Origin of the sequence: Corallococcus exiguus (assembly GCF_009909105.1) — a bacterium.
Taxonomy (GTDB): Bacteria; Myxococcota; Myxococcia; order Myxococcales; family Myxococcaceae; genus Corallococcus; species Corallococcus exiguus.
Genome location: NZ_JAAAPK010000010.1, coordinates 302,350 through 328,057, shown reverse-complemented (window position 1 = coordinate 328,057; position 25,708 = coordinate 302,350). Strand labels below are relative to the sequence as shown.

General features: G+C 68.7%; 21 protein-coding genes and 1 tRNA gene. 13 read left to right on the top strand and 9 right to left on the bottom strand.

Going from position 1 to position 25,708, the window contains the following annotated elements; translation table 11 throughout:
* The first annotated feature begins 107 nt into the window (after positions 1 to 107).
* Complete coding sequence (locus tag GTZ93_RS32260; protein ID WP_139922960.1) at positions 108 to 509, top strand: VOC family protein; 402 nt, start codon at positions 108 to 110, stop codon at positions 507 to 509.
* A 4-nt stretch (positions 510 to 513) separates the two neighbouring features.
* Here GTZ93_RS32260 and GTZ93_RS32255 read toward each other — a convergent pair whose 3' ends face one another.
* On the bottom strand, positions 514 to 972 hold the full coding sequence (locus GTZ93_RS32255; RefSeq protein ID WP_139922958.1) for a GNAT family N-acetyltransferase: 459 nt from the start codon (positions 970 to 972) through the stop codon (positions 514 to 516).
* Between the two features lie 174 nt (positions 973 to 1,146).
* On the opposite strand from GTZ93_RS32255, the gene GTZ93_RS32250 reads away from it, so the two are divergent.
* Positions 1,147 to 1,704 carry a hypothetical protein gene (locus GTZ93_RS32250; RefSeq protein WP_139922956.1) on the top strand — a complete coding sequence of 186 codons (558 nt, stop codon included), beginning with the start codon at positions 1,147 to 1,149 and terminating at the stop codon, positions 1,702 to 1,704.
* A gap of 85 nt (positions 1,705 to 1,789) precedes the next feature.
* On the top strand, positions 1,790 to 3,508 hold the full coding sequence (locus GTZ93_RS32245) for a serine/threonine-protein kinase (RefSeq protein WP_161663185.1): 1,719 nt from the start codon (positions 1,790 to 1,792) through the stop codon (positions 3,506 to 3,508).
* Between the two features lie 211 nt (positions 3,509 to 3,719).
* Here GTZ93_RS32245 and GTZ93_RS32240 read toward each other — a convergent pair whose 3' ends face one another.
* From GTZ93_RS32240 to GTZ93_RS32215, 6 genes are read right to left on the bottom strand one after another with little or no spacing between them, the layout of a single operon-like run.
* Entirely contained in the window at positions 3,720 to 4,733 is a 1,014-nt protein-coding gene (locus GTZ93_RS32240; protein ID WP_120598909.1) for a phosphotransferase enzyme family protein, read from the bottom strand.
* An 8-nt stretch (positions 4,734 to 4,741) separates the two neighbouring features.
* Entirely contained in the window at positions 4,742 to 6,490 is a 1,749-nt protein-coding gene (locus tag GTZ93_RS32235; protein ID WP_139920058.1) for a hypothetical protein, read from the bottom strand.
* Positions 6,491 to 6,496: 6 nt separating this feature from the next.
* Entirely contained in the window at positions 6,497 to 7,990 is a 1,494-nt protein-coding gene (locus tag GTZ93_RS32230) for a TolC family protein (RefSeq protein ID WP_139920056.1), read from the bottom strand.
* On the bottom strand, positions 7,987 to 10,098 hold the full coding sequence (locus GTZ93_RS32225) for an ATP-binding cassette domain-containing protein (RefSeq protein ID WP_139920055.1): 2,112 nt from the start codon (positions 10,096 to 10,098) through the stop codon (positions 7,987 to 7,989). Before GTZ93_RS32225 ends, GTZ93_RS32230 begins: the two co-directional genes overlap by 4 nt.
* A complete protein-coding gene (locus GTZ93_RS32220; RefSeq protein ID WP_139920053.1) occupies positions 10,095 to 12,824 on the bottom strand; it encodes an ATP-binding cassette domain-containing protein in 2,730 nt (909 codons plus the stop codon). Before GTZ93_RS32220 ends, GTZ93_RS32225 begins: the two co-directional genes overlap by 4 nt.
* 2 nt (positions 12,825 to 12,826) lie before the next feature.
* Positions 12,827 to 13,984 carry an HlyD family secretion protein gene (locus GTZ93_RS32215; RefSeq protein WP_257979329.1) on the bottom strand — a complete coding sequence of 386 codons (1,158 nt, stop codon included), beginning with the start codon at positions 13,982 to 13,984 and terminating at the stop codon, positions 12,827 to 12,829.
* A gap of 607 nt (positions 13,985 to 14,591) precedes the next feature.
* On the opposite strand from GTZ93_RS32215, the gene GTZ93_RS43025 reads away from it, so the two are divergent.
* Positions 14,592 to 14,717, top strand: a complete 126-nt coding sequence (locus tag GTZ93_RS43025; protein ID WP_255424681.1) for a hypothetical protein — start codon at positions 14,592 to 14,594, stop codon at positions 14,715 to 14,717.
* 534 nt (positions 14,718 to 15,251) lie between these two features.
* Here the strand turns inward: GTZ93_RS43025 and GTZ93_RS32210 are convergent.
* Positions 15,252 to 16,592 (bottom strand): multicopper oxidase family protein, encoded by a 1,341-nt coding sequence (locus GTZ93_RS32210; protein WP_249344947.1) that lies wholly within the window; start codon positions 16,590 to 16,592, stop codon positions 15,252 to 15,254.
* A 362-nt stretch (positions 16,593 to 16,954) separates the two neighbouring features.
* On the opposite strand from GTZ93_RS32210, the gene GTZ93_RS32205 reads away from it, so the two are divergent.
* A complete protein-coding gene (locus GTZ93_RS32205) occupies positions 16,955 to 17,134 on the top strand; it encodes a hypothetical protein (protein WP_139920047.1) in 180 nt (59 codons plus the stop codon).
* Here GTZ93_RS32205 and GTZ93_RS32200 read toward each other — a convergent pair.
* Positions 17,131 to 17,745 (bottom strand): hypothetical protein, encoded by a 615-nt coding sequence (locus GTZ93_RS32200; RefSeq protein ID WP_120580030.1) that lies wholly within the window; start codon positions 17,743 to 17,745, stop codon positions 17,131 to 17,133. The genes GTZ93_RS32205 and GTZ93_RS32200 overlap by 4 nt on opposite strands.
* Before the next feature lie 169 nt (positions 17,746 to 17,914).
* Here GTZ93_RS32200 and GTZ93_RS32195 point away from each other — a divergent pair, with 169 nt between their 5' ends.
* From GTZ93_RS32195 to GTZ93_RS32165, 8 genes are all read left to right on the top strand, one after another.
* The gene (locus GTZ93_RS32195; RefSeq protein ID WP_126934362.1) at positions 17,915 to 19,387 is read left to right on the top strand and encodes a hypothetical protein; all 1,473 of its coding nucleotides are present in this window, start codon (positions 17,915 to 17,917) and stop codon (positions 19,385 to 19,387) included.
* Between the two features lie 30 nt (positions 19,388 to 19,417).
* Positions 19,418 to 19,540, top strand: coding sequence for a hypothetical protein (locus tag GTZ93_RS43020; RefSeq protein WP_255424682.1), 123 nt, complete (start codon positions 19,418 to 19,420; stop codon positions 19,538 to 19,540).
* Between the two features lie 149 nt (positions 19,541 to 19,689).
* Positions 19,690 to 19,763 (top strand) — tRNA-Ile (locus GTZ93_RS32190).
* A gap of 161 nt (positions 19,764 to 19,924) precedes the next feature.
* Entirely contained in the window at positions 19,925 to 22,300 is a 2,376-nt protein-coding gene (locus tag GTZ93_RS32185; RefSeq protein WP_139920573.1) for a DnaJ-like cysteine-rich domain-containing protein, read from the top strand.
* Positions 22,297 to 22,692 (top strand): YHYH domain-containing protein, encoded by a 396-nt coding sequence (locus GTZ93_RS32180; protein WP_161663184.1) that lies wholly within the window; start codon positions 22,297 to 22,299, stop codon positions 22,690 to 22,692. Before GTZ93_RS32185 ends, GTZ93_RS32180 begins: the two co-directional genes overlap by 4 nt.
* An 89-nt stretch (positions 22,693 to 22,781) precedes the next feature.
* On the top strand, positions 22,782 to 24,341 hold the full coding sequence (locus GTZ93_RS32175; protein WP_139920569.1) for an AlkA N-terminal domain-containing protein: 1,560 nt from the start codon (positions 22,782 to 22,784) through the stop codon (positions 24,339 to 24,341).
* A complete protein-coding gene (gene ogt, locus GTZ93_RS32170; RefSeq protein WP_167548523.1) occupies positions 24,334 to 24,855 on the top strand; it encodes a methylated-DNA--[protein]-cysteine S-methyltransferase in 522 nt (173 codons plus the stop codon). The genes GTZ93_RS32175 and ogt overlap by 8 nt, the downstream gene beginning before the upstream one ends.
* 33 nt (positions 24,856 to 24,888) lie before the next feature.
* Entirely contained in the window at positions 24,889 to 25,704 is an 816-nt protein-coding gene (locus GTZ93_RS32165; protein ID WP_139920567.1) for an isocitrate lyase/PEP mutase family protein, read from the top strand.
* Positions 25,705 to 25,708 lie beyond the last annotated feature (4 nt).

Sequence of the window (25,708 nt, the reverse complement as noted above, 5' to 3'; positions counted from 1 at the left end):
CGGCGCGGGGAAATAATAAATCCGGTGTCGATCCCACCGGAGCAGGTTCGTCGCGTGGATGAAGGCGACGTTCACCTCATCCACTTTCTTCCGCCAGGAGACGCACCATGGGCACCAAGATCTTCGTCAACCTCCCCGTCGAGTCGCTGGACCGCGCGGTCGGTTTCTTCACGAAGCTGGGCTACACGTTCAACCCCCAGTTCACCGACGCCAACGCCACCTGCATGATCATCAGCGAGGACATCTACGCGATGCTGCTGGTGAAGCCGTTCTTCAAGGGCTTCATCAAGAAGGAGATCGCGGACACGAAGACGTCCACCGCGGCCATCATCGCCCTGACGGCGGAGAGCCGTGCCGCGGTCGACGCGCTGCTGGAGAAGGCGCTGGCGGCGGGCGCGAAGGAGACCAAGGAGAAGATGGACCAGGGCTTCATGTACCAGCGCAGCTTCGAGGACCTGGACGGCCACCAGTGGGAGTCCTTCTGGATGGACCCCGCCGCCTTGAAGTAGTCGTTCAGAGCGTGCGCTTCATGCCCTCGTGGCTCGCCACGAATCCCAGCCGCGCATAGAAGCGCTGGGCTTCGTGGCGCCGCTTGTCGGTGGTGAGCTGCATCAGGGCGCACCCTCTGGCCCGAGCGTGCTCCATCGCTTCGTTCATCAGCGCCTCTCCAATGCGCTGCCCTCGCAGGTCCGAGCGCACGCGCACCTCCTCCACCAGTGCGCGCCGGATACCGCCTCGGCCCAGGCCCGGGATGTATGTCACCTGAAGCGTGGCGACGACCTGCCCGTCCTGCTCGCCCACGAGGATCTCATTGTTCGGGTCGGCGGTGATCTCCTTGAACGCGGCATCGACGGCGGGAGTGACCTCCTCGGCGTAGCCGGTGCGCGAGCGCGCGATGTCGTCATTCGCGAGCAGCTGGATGATCGTGGGCAGGTCCGTGGCACGGGCGTTGCGGAAGGTGATGGAGGGCATGTCCAACATCCTAGAGGGGAGCGAACCCGATTGGGCTGTCCAAGCCACTGGTTCGGAGAACTCTCCACCCGCGCATGTGGCCGGCGACTCCGCCAGAGGGTCCTCTCTACACAATCGGCAACCCGTGGCGCTCTGGGCCGGGAGCGCTCGTGCCGTTGAAAGAGAGCCCTCGAAGTGAACCGCTTTCTCCTGCTGATGCTGTGCACCCTCCCGCTGATTGGCTGCGGGGATCCGGTGTCCATTTCGGCCCCCGTTGGCATCAACCTCAAGGCCAAGTCCTCGGACACCGCCAGCGGCACCGTCACCTCGCAGAAGAGTATCGAGAGCGAGTCCGGCAACCCCTTCAAGGTCTTTGTGGATGATGCTCGCCGGGAACTGGATGGCCAGTCGCCCTCGCGCGTTGAGTTGAAGAGCCTCACCCTGACGCTGGGTGCCGGGAGCGTAGGCGTGACCTCGCTCTCCGAGGTGTTCAACGGCCGGGTGGAGGTGCTCTTCCTCATGAATGAGTCCAAAAACACCTATGCCGCTGGCCACCTTGCGGAGCCGAGCGGAAGCGGCCCTGTAGCGATGGAGGTGGAGTTCAACTCCGAAGCGCTTCCGGATGCCGACTACACCCGCTTCCTCGATGGCAAGTTCAACGTGGTGCTGCGCGGCTCCGCGGCCCCCACGTTCATGAGCAAGGGAGCCGACGTCGATTTCCAGACGACCTTCTCCTTCACCGCCTTCGAGTAGCCCGGGCGTTCCACCGCGCGTGCGTGAAGGAACCGACGACAGGTCAGCTGAAGATTCGCGCCGCTACTTGTTATCTTGCGCGCCCATGAATGAGCCCACGGCCGTGACGGATCCTCGCATCGGCTCGGTGTTGCAGGAGCGCTACCGCATCATCGAGCGGCTCGCCGCCGGTGGCATGGGCATGGTGTACCGGGGCGAACGGCTGGAGGTGGGCAAGTCCGTCGCCATCAAGTTCCTGCACGCGTGGGCGGCGCGGGATGACGACTTCCGCAAGCGCTTCCAGGTGGAGGCGCGCGCGATGAGCCGCCTCACCCATCCGTGCTGCGTGTCGGTCATCGACTTCGGCGTGGATCAGGAGTCGCCGTACATGGTGATGGACTTCGTCACCGGCGAGACGCTGCGGGCGCTGCTGCGCGACGGCCCACTGCAGCCGGCCCGGGCCCTGAGCGCCGTGCGGCAGGTGCTCGCGGGGCTGGCCCATGCGCACGACCAGGGCATCATCCACCGCGACATCAAGCCCGAGAACATCATCGTCACCCACGCCGTCGGACTCGGGGAGCAGGTGCGCATCCTCGACTTCGGGCTCGCCAAGCTGCGCGACGAGGTGACGGGCATCACGTCGGGGATGATGCTCGGGACTCCGTCCTACATGGCCCCAGAGCAGATCCACGGCGAGCCGGTGGGTCCGCCCACGGACCTGTACGCCACCGGCGTGCTGCTCTACGAGCTTCTCACCGGGAAGAAACCCTTCAACGCCACCAGCAACGCGGAGCTGCTGCGCATGCAGCGCGAGGTGACTCCGCCCTGGTTGCGCGACGCCGCACCTGACGCGGGCTTCTCCGCGGAGCTCGAAGCGACGCTGGCGAAAGCGATGGAGAAGGCCCCGGGGGCTCGCTTCCAGTCCGCCACGGAGTTCCTGGCCGCGCTCGAAGGGGCCGGGGCCGGTCCGGCGGTGCGGTCCGTGGCTCCCGTGGCAGGCGATGCCTCGGGGGAGCCACGCTCCTCCGCGCCCACGCCGTCACGTCCCAGGGAGGAAGTGCTCGCGACCCGGAACGGCCGGGCGCAGCCCCGCGCGACGCCGGTGGACCTTCAGGCCGAAGCCCGCGCTCCGGAGCCCCTGCCGGTGGCTCCCGCGGAGTCCGAGGCCACGATCCGGTCTGGCCCCACGACGCCCCCGCCCGCCCGGAGCCGCTCGCGCCGGGTGGTGGGAGGCGCGGTCGTGCTCTCCCTGGCCGCGGTGGGCCTTGGCGGATGGGCGTTGGCCTCGAGGTCCGCGAGCCCGGCGCCTGTGTCCGCTGAAAGCCCGTCGCCCAAGCCCCCCGCGAGTGAGGAAGCACCGGCGGAGGCTCCGACGGGCGCCACGGCCTGGCAGCCCGTCGTGGAGCAGCTCCCGGGCATCGACGAGGTCCACCGGCTGATCAAGGCACAGCGACGGGACGCGGCCCTGGCGGCGTTGAAGAAGCTGGCGGCGAAGTACCCGACAAGCGCCTATGTCCGCTACCTGGAGGGGAACGTCGACTTCGACAACCTCCGCTGGGTGGATGGCGTGGCGGCCTACCGGGCGGCGCTGCGCAATGACGCCGCGTACCGCAACGCGCCGATCGTCATCCAGAACGCCATTGGTTGCCTCGTCAGTGACCGGTTCCACGGCACCTGCCAGGACTTCCTCCGCAAGGACCTGGGCGAGGCCGCGGTGCCCTCACTGGAGGAGGCTGCCCGAGAGCACCCCATGGCCAGCGTCCGGACCCGGGCCGCGGCCCTGCTCCGCCAGCGTGACCGCGAGGCCACGGAGGGTTCACGCTGAGCCCCCGGACGGAGCAGCGGAGCAGCTTCGAGTCCTCGGAACCACTGCGGCGCATGCCGCCTCTGCGGCTTCTTGCTCTCCGACATCGAACACCCTTCCATCACATTGGGGGTGTCCACGGAAGCGGGTGACGCTCAGCGTCATTTCATCCACTGTAGCCGCAGGCGATGGCGGCAGTGGGGCCGCAGCCACCGCACGCGCAGCTCATGCGCTAGAAGCTCGTGAAATCAATCTGCAGGACGGGTGTGTCCGCTTCGATGTCGCGCCGGAACCGCCCCCACCGGTCGAGCGTGCTCTCGTCGAGCACGGCCGGGTCGCGATACTGGTGGAACAGCGCGTAATTCATCGAGCGCTGGAGCGCGAGCAGGTCCGGCACGGCCGCGAGCCACTCGCGCTCCATCCGTCGGAGCTCCCGATACCCTTCGAGGAACGGCCCCAGGAACGCAGTGGCCGCTTCGTCGCGCGCCTCTCGAGCCTCGCCTCGCGCGATGTAGAAGAGGAGTACCGCGATGTCCTTGACGAACCACGCGTACTCGCAGTTGTCGAAGTCGAACGCGGTGATCTTCCCTTCGGCGAAGCAGAAGTTGTGCATGTGGAGATCGGCGTGGATCAGCCCGTAGCTCTCCGGTGTTCGCGGTAGCTGGTTCAATCGCGCGATGATCGCCGCGGTGCGCTCGCGAACGAGCTTCTCCTCGGGAGGCGCGAACCGGTCGATGTCGACCACGTCGTACTCATGCCATTCCTGGCGCTTGAGTCTGGGGCTCGAAGGCGCGTAGGTCTGGGCGCGGTTATGGAGCCGCGCGAACAGCCGGCCCAGGTCGCGGAACAGGGGGGGCTTCCAGTAGCGCTCCTTGAGCGGAGGCGCGTCGTCGAAGACGATGCCCGGCGCGCGCTCGAACGCGGTGGCGACGAAGTAGCTGCCGGGCTCGCGGTCTTCAATCCGCTCCACGAACTGCCCCGAATCGGAGAGGACCGGCGAGGCGATGGGAATGCGCGCGGCGGCCAGATAGCGAACGAACTCGACCTCACCCAGCGTGTAGTCGATCGTTCGCCGCGTACTGTGCGAGATGCGCAAGATCAGGCCCTCGCCGTCGTCGTTCTCCGCCTCGTAGACGAAGTTCTCGAAGGCCGTGAGTTCGGTGAGCTGCTCGGGCGACAGGCCATACCGGCGCGCAGCCTCATCGCGAATCGGTTCGTGGAAGCGGCGGACGAGCTCTGGATGCATCGGACCCTCTAGTCCTTCAACGTGAGGCTGCTCTCACCGTAGCCCAGCACGGTCGAGGCAGAGTCGCTGGCGACCGAGACGCCCAGGCCGCGCGCGAGGGTCTCCGCCAACGGGGGGCCATTGCGCGGCCGCGTGAACACAGCCAGGTCCGTGCCGGTCAGGGGGTGATCCGGGCGCCGGAGCCGCTGGTTCAGCATCGCTTGCTCGCGCTCGACGACGCGCAGGCACCGGCGCTCGAGGGCGAACGCGCTGGCAGCGACGCCAGCGAGCTCACCGCAGAGGGGCTCCGCCACGACCTTGTCTCCCGGCAGCCCATGCGCGAAGAGCTCGGCCAGTCGCCGCTGGCTCGTGGCCTGCTCGGCGGGATCCAGCTTCGCCAGCTCGTCCAGCGAGGTGCCCTGTGGCGTGCCGGGGAACGCCTCGCCGATGCGCGCGAACAACCAGCGGCTGAGCTTGATCTCGCGCTGGTATGTCTCGGCGAGTGGGAAATCGTCCCGGAGCAACGGGTAATGCGCGACATCGATGGGCGCCTCCACGCACTCTTGCAGCGCGGTGCGCGGGAGGTGTCCGGCGAACGCCGCCCGGAGCCGTTCGTGGAGCAGCCCCTGGGTCGCGCCGAGGAAGCGGACCACCGATTCGACGCGCTGCCCGAGCAGGCCGTAATCGATCGCGGCGTCGAGATCGCCGAGGCGCGCTGCGATGTCGGGCTGGGCCTCGATGGGTGCCGGGGCCGAGCCGGTCAACACCTGCAGATATTCGTTGATCAGCGCCGGCGGCCCGGCGCACACGCCGTGCGGACCATGGAAGACCGCGTGACGCTCGGCATAGTCCACGATCGTTTGCGCGGTGACGGGCTGCTCGGGGGCGTCGCGCACCAGGTCGTTGGTGACCAGTCGGACTCCGTCGATCAGCCGGAACATGGCAGCGAGCCCGCTGTCGAGCTCTCCGTTCGGCACCGGATGGGTGCCCCGCACCAGCACGTACCCGACCGACGCGAGCGTGCAGACGACCATCATGTGGAGCTCGCCCGCAGTGAGCACGCCCGGGGTCCGGGGCGGCATGCGCGCGAGGAAGGCCTTGCGGAACTGCTCGGTCAGCGAGAGCAGGTCCGGCCACTGACGCGCCATGGCCTTCATCGCGGTCACGTTCATCGGGAGTTCGTTCTGGTACCGGCTCCCGGCGTATTGGCACTGCTTGCGCACGGTGGGGAGATCGAGGAACAAGGTGCGCGGTGCGACGTTGTTCTCGCCCACTTGCCGGCCGTCACCGTCGAGCGCCGGATGCGCCACGCGGTAGACCGGCACGACCACCTCGAGGTTCGAGAGCTCGAACGCCCGTCCGAACGCCTGTTCGGTCAGAAAGGGGCAACGATTGTCGCGGGCGCTGAACGTGAGCGGCTCACGCCCGGCTGGCACCTCACCCAACCGCTCAGGGTAGGACACCGCGGTGCGGCCCGTGGGCGCATCCGAGACCCGCCTCAACACCCGCTGTTCGATCAATGCTTCGAGCAGGTCCCGGATCTTGTCCCAGGAATGGGGCGCGCCGTCCGACCACGCCATGGCGTCGGAGGCTTGAAATTGCTCGACCTGGAGCAGCTTCTCGCCCAGGGGCGCGATGTCCGGCTCGTCGAAGATGAGCTCCACCTCGCCATAGAAGAGGTGCAGGACCTGCTGGCCATTCCCTGCGTCGAGCCGGTCGTGCGTGAGCCGCTTTCGATTGGGAATGTAGAGCATCTCATCCGCTTGCAGCTGTGCCATGGCTTCTCACTCCCGCTCCAGTGTGACGTCGCGCGACCAGGTGCCGCCGAGCGAGCGATAGACCTCGACGCGATGGTTGAGCAGCAGCCGTTGCGCTTGCAGACTTGCGCGCTCGAGCCCGACCAGATTCGTCAGGGCGGAGAGCACCGTCAGATAGTCCGATTGCCCCTGCTCGAAGATCCGCCTCGCCTCGTCCAGGAGCTGCCGCCCGAGCTGGACCTGCGCGCGCAGGCTGCGCAGGCTCGTCGCCTCGTTCTCCTCCTGGACCACGGCATCTTGCACCCGTCCGATCGCGGTGTGCAGCGCGAGCTGGTATTGGACGTGGCGACGCTGGAGCTGGATCGGCAGTCGCAAGTACTCGGTGACTCGCCTTCCATCGAACAGGGCCCAGGTCAGGCCCACCCCGACGACGGACTCGCCCAGGACCGGCTCCGAGAGGCCGTACTTCGAAGCGCCCACGTTGCCCACCAGTTGGATCGTCGGAAGCCAGCTCGCCAGGTTCGCGTTGATGCGGTGCTCGACCTCGGCGACGCGCAGCTCCGCGAGCCGCATCTCGGGCGTGTTCACGTTCAGGTCGCCCGGCGTTCCGAGTTTCGGTGGGGGCGGGAGATCGGGAAGCTGTCGATCGAGTGGAATGACGTCGTCGGCGGGGCTGGGTACCCGGCCCAGCAGCGCCTTCAGCTCCGAATTCAAGAGCGCGTTCCGGGTGGCGATCAGCGGCACCTGCGATTCGAGGTTCAACAGCAGCTGCTCCTGCTGCAGCACCACGAGCCGGGGCGTGAGGTGCTGCTCGAACCGCGCTCGAATCAGCTGGAGCAGCTCCTTGTTGTAGTCGATCTGCCGCAGCGTGAGGTCCCGGAGCGCGCGGGCCTCGAGGATGTCGAACCAGATCTGGGTGATCCGCACCGCGAGGTCCTGGACGCGGCCCTCGGTGAGCTGCCGCTGCTGCTCGGCGAAGTTCAATCCCGCGCGCCGCTGCGCATCGAGGGCTCCAAACAGGTCGACCTGGTAGGCCACGCCGACACCGACGGTGGCGACGCTGTACTCGGTCCGGGTTGGCGGCGCGGGCGGAACGTTGGCGACGACATGACTCAGCCCCGCCGGGTTCAGGATGCCGATCTGGAGCGGGTACCACCAACCTTGCGGCACGGCGGGGTCGAGCTGGTTCTCGTAGATCAGCTCCCGCGCGTCGCGCAGGGCCAGGTTGTCGCCGAAGCACTCCTGGATGGCCGTGTCGAGAGCCGGATCGGCGAACGCCGTCCACCAGACTGAGTCCTGGGTAACGGGCTCGGCTGGCTGCGCGGGCACGCCCTCCTCCGACGGCTGCGGGCTTGGAACCCCGCCCTCGGGTGCGCTGGACGGTTGGGGCGGCTCGGTGCGCGGATCGACGGCGGTCGAGTAGCTGCTCGGCGCTAGAGGCGGTTCGACGACGACGGGACGGATCAGCTCGCAACCGGAGCAGAGCGTCGCGAGGAGGGCGAGCGTGAATCGAAGTCTCATGGGTGGCTGACGACCACGAGGGCTTTCGCGTGGTTGAGGACGCAGCGCTGCGCGACCCGCATGGTCTCGGGATCGAGGGAGGCGAAGCTCTCGTCGAGGATGACCAGCTCGACCCCCTGCAGCAGCGTGCGCGCGATGTAGAGCCGGCTCTTCTCGCCGTGCGAGAGTTGCCAGCCGGTCTCGCCGATCATCTCCTCGAGGCCGGCGGGCATCTTGGCGATCAGCTCGTCCAGCCCGAGCTCCTTGCACAGCGCGGCGGCCTTGGTCCGCAGCTCGGGCGAGGTCGGCCACTCGCGCCCGAGCAGGAGATTGTACGCGAAGCTGCCGGACAGGACGTGGTTCTCGTGGAACTGCGGCGCGGCGGTGATGCGCTTGCGCCAGCCCGAGGAGCCGAACGTCGCGCGGTCCAACGCGTGCAGCAGCATCACACCGCCCTGCGGCGTCCTCAGGCCCGTCAACAGCGACACCAGCGTCGACTTGCCACCGCCCGATGGGCCCTCCAGCAGGATGCGGTCGCCCTGCGCGATCTGGAACGAGCAGTTCTCGAGCACCGGCCGGGTGCGCGCGTCGTGCCGGAAGGTCACGCCCCGTGCCTCGATGAGGGTTCCACCGGCGGCGTCGGTGGGCTTGCCTCCCTCCATTTCGAGAGGGACTTTCGATTCGAGCTCGGGGCGGCCCACCGCGAGCAACAAGTCGCGGATCTGCTCGAACGACACCGCCGCCTGGGAGACCTGCTGGAAGTAGACGGCGACCTCGTCGAAGGCTCGCAGCGCGAGCAAGATGCCGCCCACGGACACCGCCAGCGCGCTGGGATTGGCCGTACCGCTGCTGAACGCCGGCAGCAAGGTCAGCAGGGCGAGCACCAACCAGCCGTCGCGCAGGAGCGCGGTCAGCTGCATGGTCCGGCGATCCATGACCTTCGAGATCTCGGAGTAGGAGCTCAAGCGGACGTCTTCGCCATCATGCCAGCGCTCGAGTGGAAGCTGCGCCAGCCGCGTTCGATGGCCGAGCATGCGCTCGAGCAGGTCGTGGGTGATCTCGACGCGCGCGCTCGACCACGCCCGCTGGACGCCGTAGTGGCGGCGCGCGAGGACGAACGCGACCACGACCCACAGGACGAGCACCATCGCCTGGGGCCACCCTCCCGCCCCGAGCACAAGGATGACGCCCGCCAGGATCAAGTCGACGAGCGACAACACCGCGAGCAGGGCGCCGCCGACCGCAAGCTGCTCGACGACCTCGGCCTCGGCGACGCGGCCGAAATGGCGGCCGATGCCGTCGAGCCGCACCTCGTCGGGGGTCAGCTTGAGGGTTCCCGCGAGGAGCTGCTGCTTCAGCAGCGTTCCGAGCCGGATCGAGAACACGCCCTGCCACCACACCTCGAGCATGCGCAACGGAATCGCGCACGCGATCACGGCGATCCACCCCAGGAACCAGCCGGTCTCGAGGTGGGCCTGGAGCGCGGCGCGACCGAGCAACCAGAACGAGCCAGCCAGCACCAGCGAGAGGAGCGTGTGGCTCACGAGGATGCCGGCGGCGAGCGACGGGATGTCGCCGAGCAGCGTCCGCCGGCTCGCAGTGCGCCTGGGGCGCATGATCCAGCCGGTGCGCAGCTGCGCCTGGCCGAGCCGCTGCAGCAGCATCTGTGAGCGGGCGTGCTCGCGCGCACGGGGCGACATCTCCACGCCGCCGAGCAGCTGGTCCACCTCGGCGACGGTGGCTTCCTGCTCTTCGCGCAGGAGCGCGAGCACGCTCTTCGTCTGGACCGAAACCGCCGTGGCGTCGCGCGCGAGCAGGCGCAGTTTCCCGCGCCGCGTCCCCAGCAGCACGAGATAGGACGGGACGCCGTCTCGCCGGACCTGGAGGATGCAGGGCGCGGCGCGTTCGAGGACGTCGGGCAGCTCGTGGTAGAGCGGCGTGATCGGCTCGAGCTCCACGCCGAGTCGATCTCCGAGCGCGAACATCCAGACCCGGCTCGGCTCGACGGCCGCCGCGGGCGGAGCGATCTCGCCCGCGGCCCTGCCATAGCCTTGCCTCTGCGCCAGCTGCTCCAGCGCGTCGGGCAGTCGCTCGACCGGCCACAACAGGTCGGAGTGCGAGCGCGTCATCCCGCCAGCTCCAACTTGCCTGCGACGGGCTCCGCGACCGGCGTCTCCACCGGCTTCGGCGCCGGCCTCTCCACCAGCTGGCCGTGCGAAAGCCACCAATGGCGCCAGCTCCCACCGCCCCAGAGCAGCGTGCGATTCTCCTGGTCGGCGCGAAGGAGCACGGCGTACCGCGAATCTTTGTTCGCGAGCAGCTCCTTCGGCGGCCCGTTCTCGAGGATCCGACCGTTCTCGATCACGAGCACGCGATCGAACTCCTGGGTGTGCTCGACGTCGTGGGTGACACAGAGGAGCGTGATGTCTGCCCAGAGCCGCCGGGACTCGGCGAGGAGCCGCGCGCGCCGGTCGCGATCGAGACCGCGAAAGGGCTCGTCGAGGATGGCCAGGCGCACGCCGGAGCGAAGCATCGCGCGCGCCAGGCGCACGCGCTGACCCTGGCCGCCCGAGACCAGCCCTCCACCTTCGCCCAACGACGTCTGCAGCCCGTCTGGAAGCGCCTCGAGGATGTCGAGCATCTCGGCGCCCTTGAGCGCCCCCGACAGTGACCAGCCGTGCGCGCCGTCGTTGCCATACCGGAGGTTGTCGATGAGGCTCTGGTTCCAGAGACTGATCGCCGGATCCACCCAGGCCGTGGTGCGCCGCAGCCGCTCGACAGCGGCCTGATCGAGCACCTGCCCGTCGATCTTGATCTCGCCGCGCGCCGGCCGGAGCCAGCCGAGCAAAAGGCCGACCAGCGTCGACTTGCCTGCTCCAGAGACACCGACCACGGCCACGTGCTCGCCGGGGGCGATGCTCAAGGAAACCTTGTCGAGGATGGTGTGACCGCCGCCTTTCACGCGGACCTTCTCCATCGCGATCGAAACGCCGCTCGCGGCGCCCGCGGGCGCGACAGGCTCCTGCACTGGCGCCTCGGGCCGGGCCTGCGGATCCTTGATGTCGCCGATGACGTCGAGGAGCCGGCGAACCCGGTTCATCGCATTCGGGAACGCGCGGCTCAGCATCATCAGCCGCTGGCCGAGGATGGGGAAGCGCAGCGCCCAATAGACGACCAACAACACCAGCGAAGCCCGATCGGTGCCCTCGAGGTACGAATAGACGAGCAGCATGACGAGGCCGTAGCTCACCAGCATCAGCCCGCCTTCGAACCCGACCGACAGCGTCTGGAGCCAATAGCGCGCCTTGCTCCAGCTGACGAGCAAGGTCTCCTGCGCGCGGCGCAGCGACCGCTCGGCGCCGTGGATCCGGATCGGCGTGAGCCCGACGAGCGCGTTCAGGGTGAATCCGCTGAGCGCGCCTGAGTGCATCTGCACGCGCAGGTCGGGCTCGAAGAGCAGCTTCTGCGCGACCAGGGGCACGAGCAGCGTGACCGCCGCGAGCGCGAGCACGATGTGCCATGCGTGCGGTGCGGCCCAGATGAGCGCGGCAGTGATGCTCGCGACTTCGAGCGACAGGACCAGGGCTTGCGAGAGCAGGAGCGGCAGCGACCGCATCGCCTGGATGTTGTGCGTGCGAGACGCCATGTCGGAGGCGAGCCGGCTCTGGAAATAGCGGTCCTCCATCTCGGGGAGCTTCTCGAAATACGCCTTCCGCAGCCGCACCTCGAGCCGGCGGCCGATGCCGAGCAATCCCAATGAAATGGGGATTTGGATGAGCATGAAGCAGAGCGCGACGCCCGCGAGAACGGCCATGCCCGTCGCACGCTGCGCGAACGTGCCGAGGTCGCGCCCCAGGTCGAGCACGCCACGGAGCATCAGCGCTTGCAGGATCCGCCCGAAGGTGGCGAACACCAGTCCCACCGCAATCAGGCCCGGAACGACCCACGAATCTTCGCCTCGCAGGCGGAGCAGCGTTCGCGCCGGGCTCACCTGCTTGGCGACGAGCTCCGTCGCCAGGTCGCTCGCGAGCACGGCTCTCGGCGCGTCTTCGCCTGCGCGCGAAGCCTCGCGCCAACCGCGAACCCGCATCAGCACCGCGCCGGTCATCGACAGCTCGCCCTCCACCTCGGGGTTGGGGCGAACGGACCAATAGGCAGCGGGAATGGGCACTTCGCCGGAATCGTCCTTCGCCATCATGGATTGCAGCAGACCCGCCGCCGTCCGGCCTCGCCGGACGGCGCCCGCGCGGATCATCGCTTCGGACGCCCGGCACGCGGCGTCGAGCCTGGCGATCGACAGATGCCCGGGGTCCTCGAGTGCCCGGGCAACCAGCGCCCGCGCCTGCGTCTCACCCAGCTCCAGCAGGCGGCGCTCGAACGTCGCGACCGCCTCCTCGGACCCAGCCCATTCGCGCCAGCCGGTCGCCGGGACGGACGTGGTGTGCTGGTACAGGTGGCTCAGCAGCGTCGAAATCCGGGTCCAGTGACGGCCCGCCGCCGGGTCCATGACCTGGATGAACGGGCCGACGCGATTCCACAGCACCACGAAGTGCGGCCGTCCTCCCGCGCTGAGCGTGACGATGATGGCGGGAAGCGCCTTGGCTTCGGGGACCACCACGTGATCGAGCGGAAGCATCACCTGCTCGGAGTCGAGCCCGAGCTGGTTCGCGACTTCATCCAAGGTGACGATCGAGGTGCCATCGACGTCCGTCTGACACACTTCGCGAAGGACGCGATAGTTGAGCTCGGCGCCCATCCCCGCGAACAGGCTCTTGAGTGAAGCGGGGCCGCAATCCGTCGCCGAGATCTGGATCACCTCGGGAATGATCGAGCGCCGGCGCCTGGGAGGAGTCATGGTCAGCGGGCCTCGGCTTCGGGCCGAAACACGGTCGTGGGCTGTTCTTCAGGCTGCGGATTCCATTCGCCGACCGCCCGCATCAGCAGCGCGACAGGCGACGCCCGCGCGACCTCGACCTCCACCACCAGGGTCATGCCGTGGCGCAGCTGGATGCGCGGATCGTCCGGCGGTGCGAACTTGAGCTCGACGCGCACCGTACCGGGGATGGCCTCGGGCGTGGCGGTCTGGCCGGGCTCGGTCCCGACGGCCGTCACCCTGGCGGGGACCGTCCCGTAGATGGTCATCGGGTAGCCGTCGAGCTTGAGGCGCGCCGTTTGACCGGGCTGGATCAATCCGACGACCTCCTTCGGGAAACGGGCGCGCACCCGCACCTCGGCATCGCTCGCGACGATGGTGCCGACCCGCTGCCCGTCGGCGATGAACGCTCCCGCGCCGAGCTCCGCCACGTCGACCAGGTGGCCCGTGGCCGGCGCCCGATACAGCTTCCGCTCGATCTGGTACTCAAGGCGGTCGATGGTGCCCTGGAGGTCCCGGATCCGCCCCTCGGCGCCCAGCTCCTCGCGCTCGAGTGCCAGCAGCTGCGCGGCGAGGGCTTGACGGCGCACGTTCTGCTCGTGCCGCAGTCGGGTGAGCGCCAGGCCCTGCGCCGTCTGAGCGAAGCGGAGCGCGTCGACATCGGTCGTGCGCTCGAGCTTCTCCATCTCCGAGACCGAGCCCGTCGGGCTCTTGAGGGCCAGCTGCTCGCGTTCCACCGCGAGCCGGTGCCTGGGCGCGAGCTCCTGCTCCCTCCCCAGCGCCTCCTTGACCGCGACCTCGTCCACCCGTGCCGTCAAAGCCGCCTCTTCGCGCTTGTTGGTGATCTGCTGGCGGATGATGGCGAGCTCCTTCTCGGTCGCGGAGAGCGTCGCCTTACTCCGCTCGAGCTCGAGGCGCTCGACCCGTGCGTCGAACTCGATGAGAAGGTCGCCTTCCTTGACCTCCTGGTCGAGTTTGAGCAGCGAGAGCACGACCCTGCCCGCGCTGGGCGGCTCGATGCGATGGACGGCGTTGTGTGGCTCGATCCGGGCCTGTGAGCTGGCCTTGACGAGCGGAACCTTGGCGAACAGCGACCAGGCGATGAGCCCGCCAGCGCACAACACCATCAGAGCGACGAACACGAGGCGCGTGTCCGACTCGTAGTTCAGGGAACGAAGGGTCCGCTCGAAGGGATATGCCATGGTCCGCGAACCAAAGTCGCCTTAATGGTCGCGCCGTGTCAACACCTCGGCCCCTGCTTTGTGATTCACGCCCCCATTGGATGAATACAGGCGCCACGATGCGACGCGGGACTTCGTCCGCATCGCCGCAATGCGTTGCACATTAATCCTTGGTTCGATTTGACATCCAGCTTTGAGTACACGTAGCGTTCAATTTGAAAGGAGGCACGACATGAAGATCAAGATCCACGTTCGCGGCGGCCCGAAGGCGCGTTAGTCGTAAGGCATTTTGAGGCCAGCTGTCGAGGCCGGTCGTTCCTCGTTTCAGATTATCAGAGGGGGGTTGATGGGGATCTTCCATCAGCCCCTCTTCTCATTTCTGGCAACGTCTTGATTGGGGCCGTACCTCAACCCCAACCTTGCAAGTCGGGCAGGTTCACTCGCCATTTATCCCTGCTCCGCCGTGTGCCGCGCCAGAATTGATGAGCGAATCGGCCTGCTTGGAATGACTTAGCACCCTCCTCCGACCTGCTGAGTCAGCCACCCTCGGCTGGTCATCACGGTTTCAATGTTTCAATGGCAACAGCTCGCCTCCATCCAGGGGCTGCACGTCACCTTCACCGACGCCAACAAGGACGGCCTCGCCGACGCGCTGCACTACAGCCCAGGCAGCGGCTGTGACGGGCCGGGGTAATGGATCGCAGTCGGGTCACCCAAGCTGTTCGTAGCGGAGTCGGCCAAGCGGATCGCAGTCCGGAGCCGTTGGGGCAGCGGTCGCACGCCCGGCGTGGCGCGGGCCTCTACAGCACCTGCGAGGAGCACCTGCCCCAGCACCGCGCCGACCTGCGCCACCGCAGCCTCCACCTCCTGCTTCAGCTTCGCTGCCAGCTCCTTCAACTCCATGTCCACGCGCTCCTCCTGCTTCGATTCGAGCGCTCACCTCCGCACGTCATCCGTCTGCCGTCACGACGGAGGCCGGCGAGGAGTTACCCTCTTCCAGTGCATCGAGAAGCGTGAGGAGTTGGGTGCGCGGGCCGGGCTGTCCAAAGCCTGCAACGCGGCGCATGAGCGGTACGAAGCGCAGGCTGGCAAGGAGGGGGCCGGGGAGACCGAGCACCAGGAGCGCTCCCTGCAGAGGGAATAGTCGACCTCTCCGCAAGCGGGCGGATGGGACCGGCGGGGATCATCCTCGAAGTACCGCTACAGCGATCCTTGAGCGGCTGAACAGTCAAGCCGGTGAGCCGGGCTCCACCGGTGCCGGGGCATCCACGTCGATGCCGTCCCGGCGCAGCGACTCCGCGCCCGCCGCCTCGGCCAGCGTGCCTGGCGGGTTGTCATACCAACCCGGGTCCTTGTAGCCGTCCAGTCGCGCACGGACCTTGAGCACGGTGAACATGCCGCCCATGGTGATGAAGTCGTGCTTGCCCTGGCGCCCCACCATGGGGATGGAATTGGGCGGGACAGGCATCCCCATCTCGCCCATCCCCGCCATGCCCGTCTGGCCCATCGTCATGTAGCCGGGCAGCAGCGCGCGCACCTTCGCGTCCAGCCCACCCGGTTTCACGCCAATCATGTTGGGGAAGGCATGGCCCATCTGGTTCATCAGGTGGTGCGTCATATGGCAATGCAGGGCCCAGTCGCCGGGCGCGTCCGCCACGAACTCGATGGCGCGTGCGCTGCCCACTGGGACGAGCACCGTCGTCTCCGGCTGCCGCGCGGACTCTGGAACAGGCCCGCCGTCCGTCTCGGTGATGCGGAAGTGATAGCCATGCAGATGGATGGGGTGGTGGTTCTGCGGGCTCAGGTTGCCGAGCCGGATGCGCACCCGCTCTCCCTGGCGTACGACGAGCGGCTCCGTGCCCGGGAACGCCTTCGCGTTCATGGTGAGCACGTTGAAGTCCGTCATCTCATTCGGATTGGGCCGGCGGGTGCCGACGTCGATGCGCCACTCGTGCAGCAGGATGACGAAGTCCCGGTCGATGCGGGGCCCCATGGGCCGACGCGGGTGGATGACGAACATGCCCGTCATGCCGAGGCCGATCTGCGTCATCTCGTCATGGTGCGAGTGATACATGTTCGTCCCTGACTGGCGCAGGGAGAACTCGTACTGGAACGTCTCACCGGGGGCGATGGACTTCTGGTTGAGGCCGCCCACGCCGTCCATGCCGTTGGGCAACAGGATGCCGTGCCAGTGCACGGTGGTGGGCGTGGGCAGCCGGTTGGTGACGTAGATGCGCACCCGGTCCCCCTCCACCGCCTCGATGGTGGGACCATGGACCCGGCCGTTGTAACCCCAGCAGAAGGCCTTCAGCCCGGGCGCGAACTCATGCTCCACCTCCTCGGCCACCAGGTGGAAGACCTTCACGCCGTCCACCACCTTCCACGGCAGCTTGGAGCCATTGGGCACCACCACGGGCTGGTAGTCCCGGCCGGGCATCCCGGGGCGCGGCCCGCGAGTCCCCTGGGCTTCCGGCCGGGCGCGAGCCTCGGAGCCGCTCAGCAGCATCGCGCCACCCGTGAGGGTAGCGCCCGCTGTCGCCAGCATGCTTCGCCGGGTCAGGGTTCCCATTCCTCCCGCCTCAGGAAGGCTTCCAGGGGGTGCCCTGCGCTCCGAGGTTCCGGGGACGTCCTCCTCGCGAACCGGAGCGTGCGCGGACTCAGTCGTTCGGGTGCTCATGGGGGACCTCGTGGCCATGCTGTGATGGCAGCCAGGAAGAGGACCCGTGTCGATGTCCCGCGGTCCATGAGGTTCACCACCTCACCACGGGACTGCTCTTTGGACCGCTCGCCGGAGCCCAAGGCACTGGGCAGGCACCCAACCCGGAGCGACAGACGAACGCGCCCGCGCAGCAGCAATCTGGCTGTCCCTGCGGAATGATGGGCGGCGGGATGATGGGCCATGGCATGGGCGGAGCGGGAATGCACTGCCCCATGCACGGAATGGCGGACGTGAAGGTGGAGCAGACGCGGACCGGGGCCCTTCTGCGGCTCACCGCGAAGAACCCCGGCCAGGTCGAGGAGGTCCAGCGCATGGCGGAAGGGATGCAGCGCTGCATGAGCGGAAGCGGCACCCCACAGCAGGGGCACCCGTCCCCGTCAGAGTCCCGTTAAAGGGAGAACCTCACGCCCACCCGTTCATGCAGCAGATGAACGCTCGTGCCGAGCACCCGCACGTAGGTATAGGCAGCGGCCACATTGAGCGAGAACCATCGGTTGGGGTGCCACTCCACCCCGGCCCAGACCTCCGGGAAAGCGCCCAGGCGCGACTCGAAGTTGGGATCCGACTCCCCGTCATCGTCATCGAAGTCGAGGTCGAGCGATTGCACGGTGGTGACGAGAGGGAGCCCCAGAAACTCCCTGCCCGCTCCCGCGGCTCCGAGCTTCAGCCCGGCACCGAGGTACGGAACCCATCGCTGGTCCGCATCGCCGCGCCAGCGGTAGAGCAGCCCCGGGGTGACGCCCAGCTCGGAGAAGGTGGAATCCCCGGAGCCGCCGACCCCCACCTCCAGCGGCAGACGGAACGCCCACCGGGAACCGAGATCCACCTGGAACGCGGCCTGGAGGCTGACGCCTACCGCGACCCGGCCGCCCGAGAACGCCTGAACGGGCCCCAGTGAGAGGGGCTCCAGGTTGACTCCCGCACCGAAATAGCCTGAGCGCGGCACGTCACCCGCGGGCGCGGTCGATGCGAGGACGACGACAAGAAGAGGTACGAGCGTCACTTCATCTCCAGAGGGTCAGAAAGAAGACTCGGGCCAGCCGAGGGGGGACGGAGCCACCACCCCGACTCTACCGGGTCACCGCGTCAACCGTTGCATTCTGCTCTCACGGAAGGGACTCGCGGGCACTGACCCGTCAGGGGGACAGGGAGTAGATCCAGGCGCTGTCCAGATGAGATTCTATTTCCGTTGCGCCTCGCTGTTCGTGATGGGACTGGCCCTGTGTGAGTTCGGCTGCGCGGTCTGCCCCCTGGGGGTGGCCCCCTCCCCGCGGAATCCGATCGCGGGGGCTTCGAGCATCATGCGCTGGAGCAAGCCCCAGCGGCTCTCCGCCGGGCCGTCGCTTTCGTGGGAGCACACGCGCGTGGCGGCGGGCCCCTCCGGGAGCGCCTTCGCCGTCTTCGCGCATGTCACGACCCAGAACGCGCCCCACGACTACACGGCGATCTACGCCAGCCGTTATGACGCCACGTCCGACACATGGACGCCCGAGCAGCCGCTCCAATCCCAACCCGGCAACCTTCTGCGGAGCAGTCTGGCCGCGGATGAGCAGGGAAATGCGCTCGCTGTCTGGCTTCAGCAGACCCCGGCTGGCAACACCTTCTTCGCAAGCCACTTTTCGGCGGCGACAGGCCAATGGAGCCTCGCGCTACAGCTCACGTTCCCCGTTGACGACACACCCACCATGCGCCTGGCCATGTCTCCCACGGGCGATGCAGTCTTCGTCTGGACAACCCTCTGCAAAACGCTGTGCAAGCCCGCCGAGCACCGAGTGATGGCCATGCGCTATGGGGTGGCCAGCAACCGGTGGGTCCAGCCGCCGGTGCCCCTCAATTCGGCGCGTGACACCCCGTCTCTCTGGCCCGCCGCCGCCCTCGACGCGAACGCTAACGCGCTCGTGCAGTGGCAGCAGGCGGACACCCGCGGGACCCAGGCCATTCATGGCAGCACGTACAACGCCGACACGTTCCAGTGGTGTGGCGATGCCATCCTGAGCCGGACGAACTACGGCGCGGCCACGACGCCCGCCATCGCCATGGACGCGGCGGGCAACGCGCTCGCCGTCTGGCCACAGCACTTCTCGACGCTGAGCGGCGAACTGATGCAGGGAATCGACGCACGCCGCTACGACCGCAAGAGCAACGCATGGCAGCCCGCCGAGCGCATCGATTCGCACATCTCCGACTACGGAGGCATGTTCAACCCGTCCATCGTCGTCGCGACGAACACGGGCGACGCACTGGCCGGCTGGCTGTACATCCCCCACCCTCCGCCCCTCACCGGGGCCGCCGAGGGGCGCGTGTACATCGCGGCGAACGAGGCCTGGGACATCCGTCCGCGCTTCGACCGCAGCGTCGACCCGAACAACCCTCGGCTCGGAGGCACCGTGACTGGCGGATATCCAGTGCTCGCCTCCGACCCGGCCGGTGACCAGGTCGCTCTCTGGGCACAGTCCGACCACACAGCCTGGGCGAGCTACCAATATGCCCCTGGCAACTTCCGCCCGCCGGAACCCCTGCGGTCCGCGCCGGGAGCTGTCGTGGGCGCCATCACGGGGGCCATGGAGCTGAATGGACATGCAACGGCGGTGTGGATTGAGACCGCCGCGGATGGCGACAACCTCTGGGTCGCGCGCTACCAGTAGCGGTGACTCGTTCGAGGGGCCTCAGATGGAATGGTGACCATCAACGGTGGCGACAACGCGTTCGCCACCAAGTTCGAGGAGCGCTTCCCCACCGAGCAGGTCTGGCAGAACGAGTACGACGCCTCTATGGCCCTGCGCGACGACGACATTTGAGCCGCCGGGCCAGGGCCTGCCGCCCCTCGGCCGGGCAGGCGCCGGCGCCAGGGCTGGGAGGGAGACCTCGTGCTGTCAGGACGTCCCTCCTCCCCCGTCCGAAGTTCTTGCGGTCACGGCCCTGGCCCGGTATACGGGCGGGGCTTCACGGCCAGGTAGCTCACCTGGTTAGAGCGGCGGTCTCATAATCCGCAGGTAGTCAGTTCAAGTCTGACCCTGGCCATCAAGCAGCCCCGAAGTCACTTTCCCAAGTGATTTCGGGGCTTTTTTCATGCCCCATGCCCGCCCGTCCCCCTTCCGGGGGATTGCCAGGGCCCCTCCCGGCACGGTCCGATTCCCCCTGTCCCGACGCGCAGCACCCACGCTCCGGGGGGAGTCCGCACGATGCTGGACGAGGAAATCCACTCGAAGGCCCGGGCCGCGGCCGTCCGCTGGGCGCGCTGGCGGCTGGGCCCCCTTGGTTTCGCGGACCTCATCACCCGGGTTGACGCGTCCGTGCTCCGCTACGGGCGGCTCGTCACCCGGTATGCCGTCCGCACCGGCACCTGGGCAGAAGAGGCCTATGCGGGCGGCACGAACACAGCCCGGAGCTCCCGCTCCACGCCCCAAGTCTCACTCGACACACTGGACCTGTGGAGTGCGTCTCCGGAGGCATTGGCCGAAAAGTCATCCCACCTTGCCGTGTGCGGGGACTGCCACGGCGCCGGAGCGGTGACGTGCCCCACGTGCAGTGGCTCCCTTCGCGCGAGCTGCTCCGGCTGCGGCGGATCCGGCCGGCGGATGAGCCGGGCGCGCAAGAGCTACCGGATGGTGAACTGCACGGAGTGCCGGGGAAAGGGCACGAAGAAGTGCGTCCGCTGCACGAAGGGCATGGTGGGCTGCCACACCTGCCGGGGCTCGGGGACGCTCCGCCGGTGGCTGAAGGTCTCGACCGTCGAACGCACCCAGGTGCGCGCGTGGCCGGATGCGAAGGCCGTCTCCGCGCACAAGGGCCTGTTGGAGGATTCGAAGCGAGCACTCCAATGGCCGGGAGCGCGTGCCCTGGCTTCCGCGGAGCACGCAGGCCCCCTGCCCGGCTCCGCGCTGGGAGATGAGGCCCGGTCCGCGGGCTTCATCGCCGCGCGCTCCTCGCTGGAGCCCGAGTTCGAACCACTGCGCGGGAGAATCCTTTCCCAGTCATTGGATGTCTTTGAAGCGCCGTCCGCGACCGTCTGTTTCGAATTCGCGGGCAGGCCGGGTTTCATCCACCTGCTGGGACGCGACCTCCAACCCACCAAGGCCCGCGACACCTCCGCCTTCCACCGGCGCGTCGGGGCCCTGATGGGCGTGGCCATGGCGGGCTTCTTCGGCATGCCCTTCCTGGTCTCCGCCTTCATCGGACGGCACGCGTTCTACGCGGAGCCGGATCAGAGCGCGCTCGCCATGTTGGCGATCTTCGGACTCTGGCCCGGGACCTGGTGGTGGGCCGCGACCGCGCTGCGCCGTCGACGCGCCAGTGGCGCGAAGTCCCCCGCGCGATGGCACGACCGGATTGGCATCGGGCTGACAGGACTCTGCGCGCTCGTCCTCGCCGGATGCTTCCTCTTCATCCGTCCTTCGGTCCCGGAGCTGGTCCGCCTGACGGCCACTGGCCAGCTCCGTCAAGCCGAGCTGCATGCCGACCTGCTGGAGGCCCGCGGTGAATCCAGCCCCGAGTACATCGGGGCACGGAACGCGTTCGTGCTCGCGCGCCTCCAGGGCATGGACAATCGCGACGCCGTGAAGCTCATCCGCCACTACGCGGGCTCCGGTCAAGGCACCGGGCCGCTGGAGGCCGAACGCGTGAAGCTGCGCGAGGCCTGGGCGCGCTCCGCGCTGGAGCGAGGCGAGGAGGCACCGGTGGAGGCGGAGCTGACGGCCCTGTCCTCCGAGCGTGCTCCAGCCTCCGTCATGGACGGACTTCGCGCGAAGCTGGAGGACTTCCGCATCGCGAAGGGCAAGGCCGCGCTGGAGAAGGGAGACCTGGCCGAGGCCATCCAGGTCCTGTCACGCATCCAGGCCCGGACGCTCGTCTCCGAACGTCCCGAGCCGCTGATCACCCAGGCTCACCTGCGGCAGGAACACGCATGCCCTGCCCGCGATGTTCGCTGCCGCGCCACGGCCCTCCACGCCGCGGTGGCGGTCGACACGGGTGAAACGGCGCGGACGGCCCTTGCCTCCTTCCGAGGCGCGGAGCTCACCCGGATGGCAACGGCCACGGCCCACTCAGGAGGGCTCGGCGCTTCGCTGCGCGAGCTGCGAACCGCGGACGAGGATGCGGGCGCCCTGCTCTCGGTGCTCGGAAGCGACGCTGAGATGACCGCCGCGAGGGCCGCGATCCTCGGCCGCAGGGAGGCGTTGCTGAGCAATCGCTTTCCCCTCGGTGAACCCGTGGAGGTCGCCCAGGCACAGCTTGGCCCCTCCGGACTGGAGATGCAGCGCTCGGACGTGTTTCGTGTGGTGGACGCGCCCCCGGGGACGCTCACGTACCTGTTCGTTGCTCAGGGCATGACCCGTGGCCTCTATGTCACCGCGCCGGACCATGGTCAGGCGGGGCTGTCGCCCGCGGCGCTCCAGATTGCCGCGAAGCGATTCACGGGCCAGGAGTTCGCCGCGAAGGACCTCGTGCATGCGGGCAAGGGCGTGGCCCATGTGACGGTGCGCCTGGGCCGGCACACGGCCCTGCTGGGATGGCACGACGACACGCTGGTCGAAGCACAGATGGGACGGGTGGAGCCATGAGACTCGGCAGGAAGGTGGCGCTGGGCCTGGGTGTCGTCGCGGGGTTGGTGTGTTCACATCTCGCGTGGGCCCATCCGGGGCGGACCAACAGCTCCGGCTGTCACAACGTACGGGCCACGGGGGGCTATCACTGCCACGGTGGAGGAGGAGGAGGAGGCGGCGGCGGTGGATGGCGGGAGCTCGAGGAGACACCCACGCGCGTGAAGGTCATCGCCATTCCGCGCGCCCGCGTGTGGATCAACGGCGCATTCGTAGGCATGTCCCCGACACCGGCGGTCCGCATCGACGGAACGAAGGTCCAGGTCCTGCTGGAGCACGCCGCGCTGGGCCGCCACGAGACGACCGCGACCATCGACTCAGGGGGGACGACCGCGCTGACGGTGAGGTGGTAGGCGGGCCGCCGGCAGGCCTGTCCCAGGGGCGAAACGTCCACGTCCGAAAACGGCCAGACATCCAGGGCCCGCCGTGGGACGTTCCCCTCATGGACGGCCTGGACCCCACCGCCTGCTACCGCGCGCTGACGACGCGGGACTCCCGCTTCGACGGGCGGTTCTTCACCGCCGTGAAGACGACGCGCATCTACTGCCGCCCCATCTGCCCGGCCCGCGCGCCCCGCTTCGAGAACTGCACCTTCTACCCCACCGCCGCCGCGGCCCAGGAAGCGGGCTTCCGGCCGTGCCTCCGCTGCCGGCCCGAGACCTCGCCCTCACTGGCGCCCTGGCGGGGAACCTCCGTCACCGTCTCGCGCGCACTGGCGCTCATCGCGGACGGACTGCTGGATGCCGACGAGGCCAGCGTCGAGGTGCTGGCGGACCGGCTCGGCGTCGGGGACCGGCAGCTGCGACGGCTGTTCCACCAACACCTGGGCGCCTCACCAGTCGCCGTGGCCCAGACGCGCCGAGTGCTCTTCGCCCGTCAGCTCATCCACGAGACCGCCCTGCCCATGGCGGAGGTTGCCCTCGCGTCCGGCTTCGGCAGCGTCCGGCGCTTCAACGCCGTCTTCCAGTCGCTCTACGGCCGGCCTCCAGGCGCCCTCCGCCGTTCCCGGGCCGCTCCAGTGCCATCCGCCGGCCCCGAGGTGACACTCCTCATCCCCTACCGGCCACCCTACGACTGGGACGCCATGGTGGCCTGGCTGACGGCCCGCGCCTTCACTGGCATGGAGCACGTCGAGCCCGGCCGCTATCTGCGGACGTTCACGAACGCCTGGGGCCAGGGAGCCGTGGAGGTGTCGCCCGCACCGGGGCTCGACGCCCTGCGCGCCACCCTGCGTGTCAGCGACGTGCGGATGCTGCCCTCCGTCGTCGCCCAGGTCCGGCGCGTCTTCGACGTGGGCGCGGACGTGGAGGCCATCCGCGCGCACCTGTCGACGGATGCCCTGCTCGCACCGCTCCTCGCCGCGCGTCCCGGCCTTCGCGCCCCGGGTGGCTGGGACGGCTTCGAGCTGGCGGTCCGCGCCATCCTGGGTCAGCAGGTGACAACCACCGCCGCGCGGCAGCTGGGACAGCGGCTCATGGCCGCGCATGGCGAAAGCCTGGACCCGGCACTCACCGGCGATACCCGCCTCCAGCGCGCCTTCCCCCGGCCCGAAGTCCTCGCCGCGGCGGACCTCACCGGCATGGGCATGCCGGCCGCGCGAGCCCGGGCGATCTCCCAGTTCGCCGCGGCGGTCGCGGCGGATCCGACGTTGTTCCAGCCCGGCCCGTCGCTCGCGGACACCGTCGCCCGCTTCACGCGCCTGCCCGGCATCGGCGAATGGACCGCCCAGTACATCGCGCTCCGTGCCGTCCGGGAGACGGACGCCTTTCCCGCCTCCGACGTCGCCCTGCTTCGAGCCGCGACGGAAGCAGGGGGCCCACGCCCCACGCCCGAAGCGCTCCTCCAACGCGCCGAAGCCTGGAGCCCCTGGCGCGCATACGCGGCCCAGCATCTCTGGACCTCGGTGGCCCTCCAGGCCCGTGAGCCCAAGCCGGATTCTCGAACCAACACCCGAGCGCGGCGCCTTCCCACCGCTCCTCCCCGCCGGAAAGCCCATGCCTGACCGTCCGCGCTTCTTCATCGATTCCTCGCCCACTCCCGCCGGCGTGGCGCTCCTCGTCTGTGATGAGGAAGGCCGCCTGCGCGCGCTGGACTGGGAGGGCTACGAGGCCCGTATGCACCGGCTCCTGCGCCTGCACTACGGCGAGAACGGCTGCGTCCTCGAACCCGCGCGCGACCCTTCCGGCCGCACCTCCGCGCTCCAGGCGTACCTGCGCGGAGACCTGAGCGCCATCGCGGCCCTCCCCGTGGAGACCGGCGGCACGCCCTTCCAGCGCGAGGTCTGGCGCGCCCTCCGGGAGATTCCCGCGGGAACGACGACCACCTACGGCCGGCTCGCCGAACGCATCGGACGCCCCAAGGCCATCCGCGCCGTGGGCCTGGCCAATGGCGCAAATCCCATCAGCATCGTCGTCCCGTGCCATCGCGTTGTCGGTGCCAATGCCTCGCTCACTGGTTATGCAGGAGGCCTGGAACGCAAACGCTGGCTGCTCGACCATGAGCAGACCCACGCCTGAATCCCTCTCACCCCGTCACCGGAGCTCCCACGCATGACCACCCGTCCAGCCACCGCCGCCACGTTCCGCGCACTGCACCAGGGCGCTGATCTGCTCGTGCTTCCGAACGTCTGGGACGCCGGCAGCGCCCGCCTCTTCGAGAGCCTGGGTGCGAAGGCCATCGCCACCACCAGCGCCGGCATCGCCTGGGCGCTGGGCTACCCGGACGGCAACGCGCTGCCCGTGGACGCGCTCATCCACACGGTTCGCACCATCGCCCGCGCCATCCAGGTCCCCCTCACCGTGGACGCCGAAGCGGGCTACTCGGACGATCCGGCCACCGCCGCGGAGAACGTGGCCCGCCTCCTGTCCGAGGGCGCCGTGGGCTGCAACCTGGAGGACGGCAGCGGTCCTCCGGAGCTGCTCGCCGCGAAGATTGAACGCGTGAAGCAGGTCGGCGCGCGCCTGGGCGTGGATGTCTTCGTCAACGCGCGCACGGACGTCTACCTGCGCAAGCTCGTGTCGCCCGAGCGCCGCGTCGAGGAGACCCTGGCCCGTGCCGCTCGCTACCAGCAGGCCGGCGCGGACGGCCTCTTCGCCGCAGGCGTCACGGACGCGGCCGAGATCCAGGCCATCACCCGGGGCACCTCGCTGCCCGTGAACGTGCTCGCGCGGCAGGACCTCCCCGCTCCGGCGGAGCTGCAGCGGCTGGGTGTGCGGCGGCTCAGCGCGGGCTCCGCCATCCCGGAGGCCATCTGGGGCCGGGCCGGGGCGCTCGCCTCCACCTTCCTCCGCGAGGGACACTCCGCGAGCCTGTTCGAAGCCGCCGCCAGCTACCCGTCCCTCAACGGGCTGATGACCGGGAAGTAGGAGC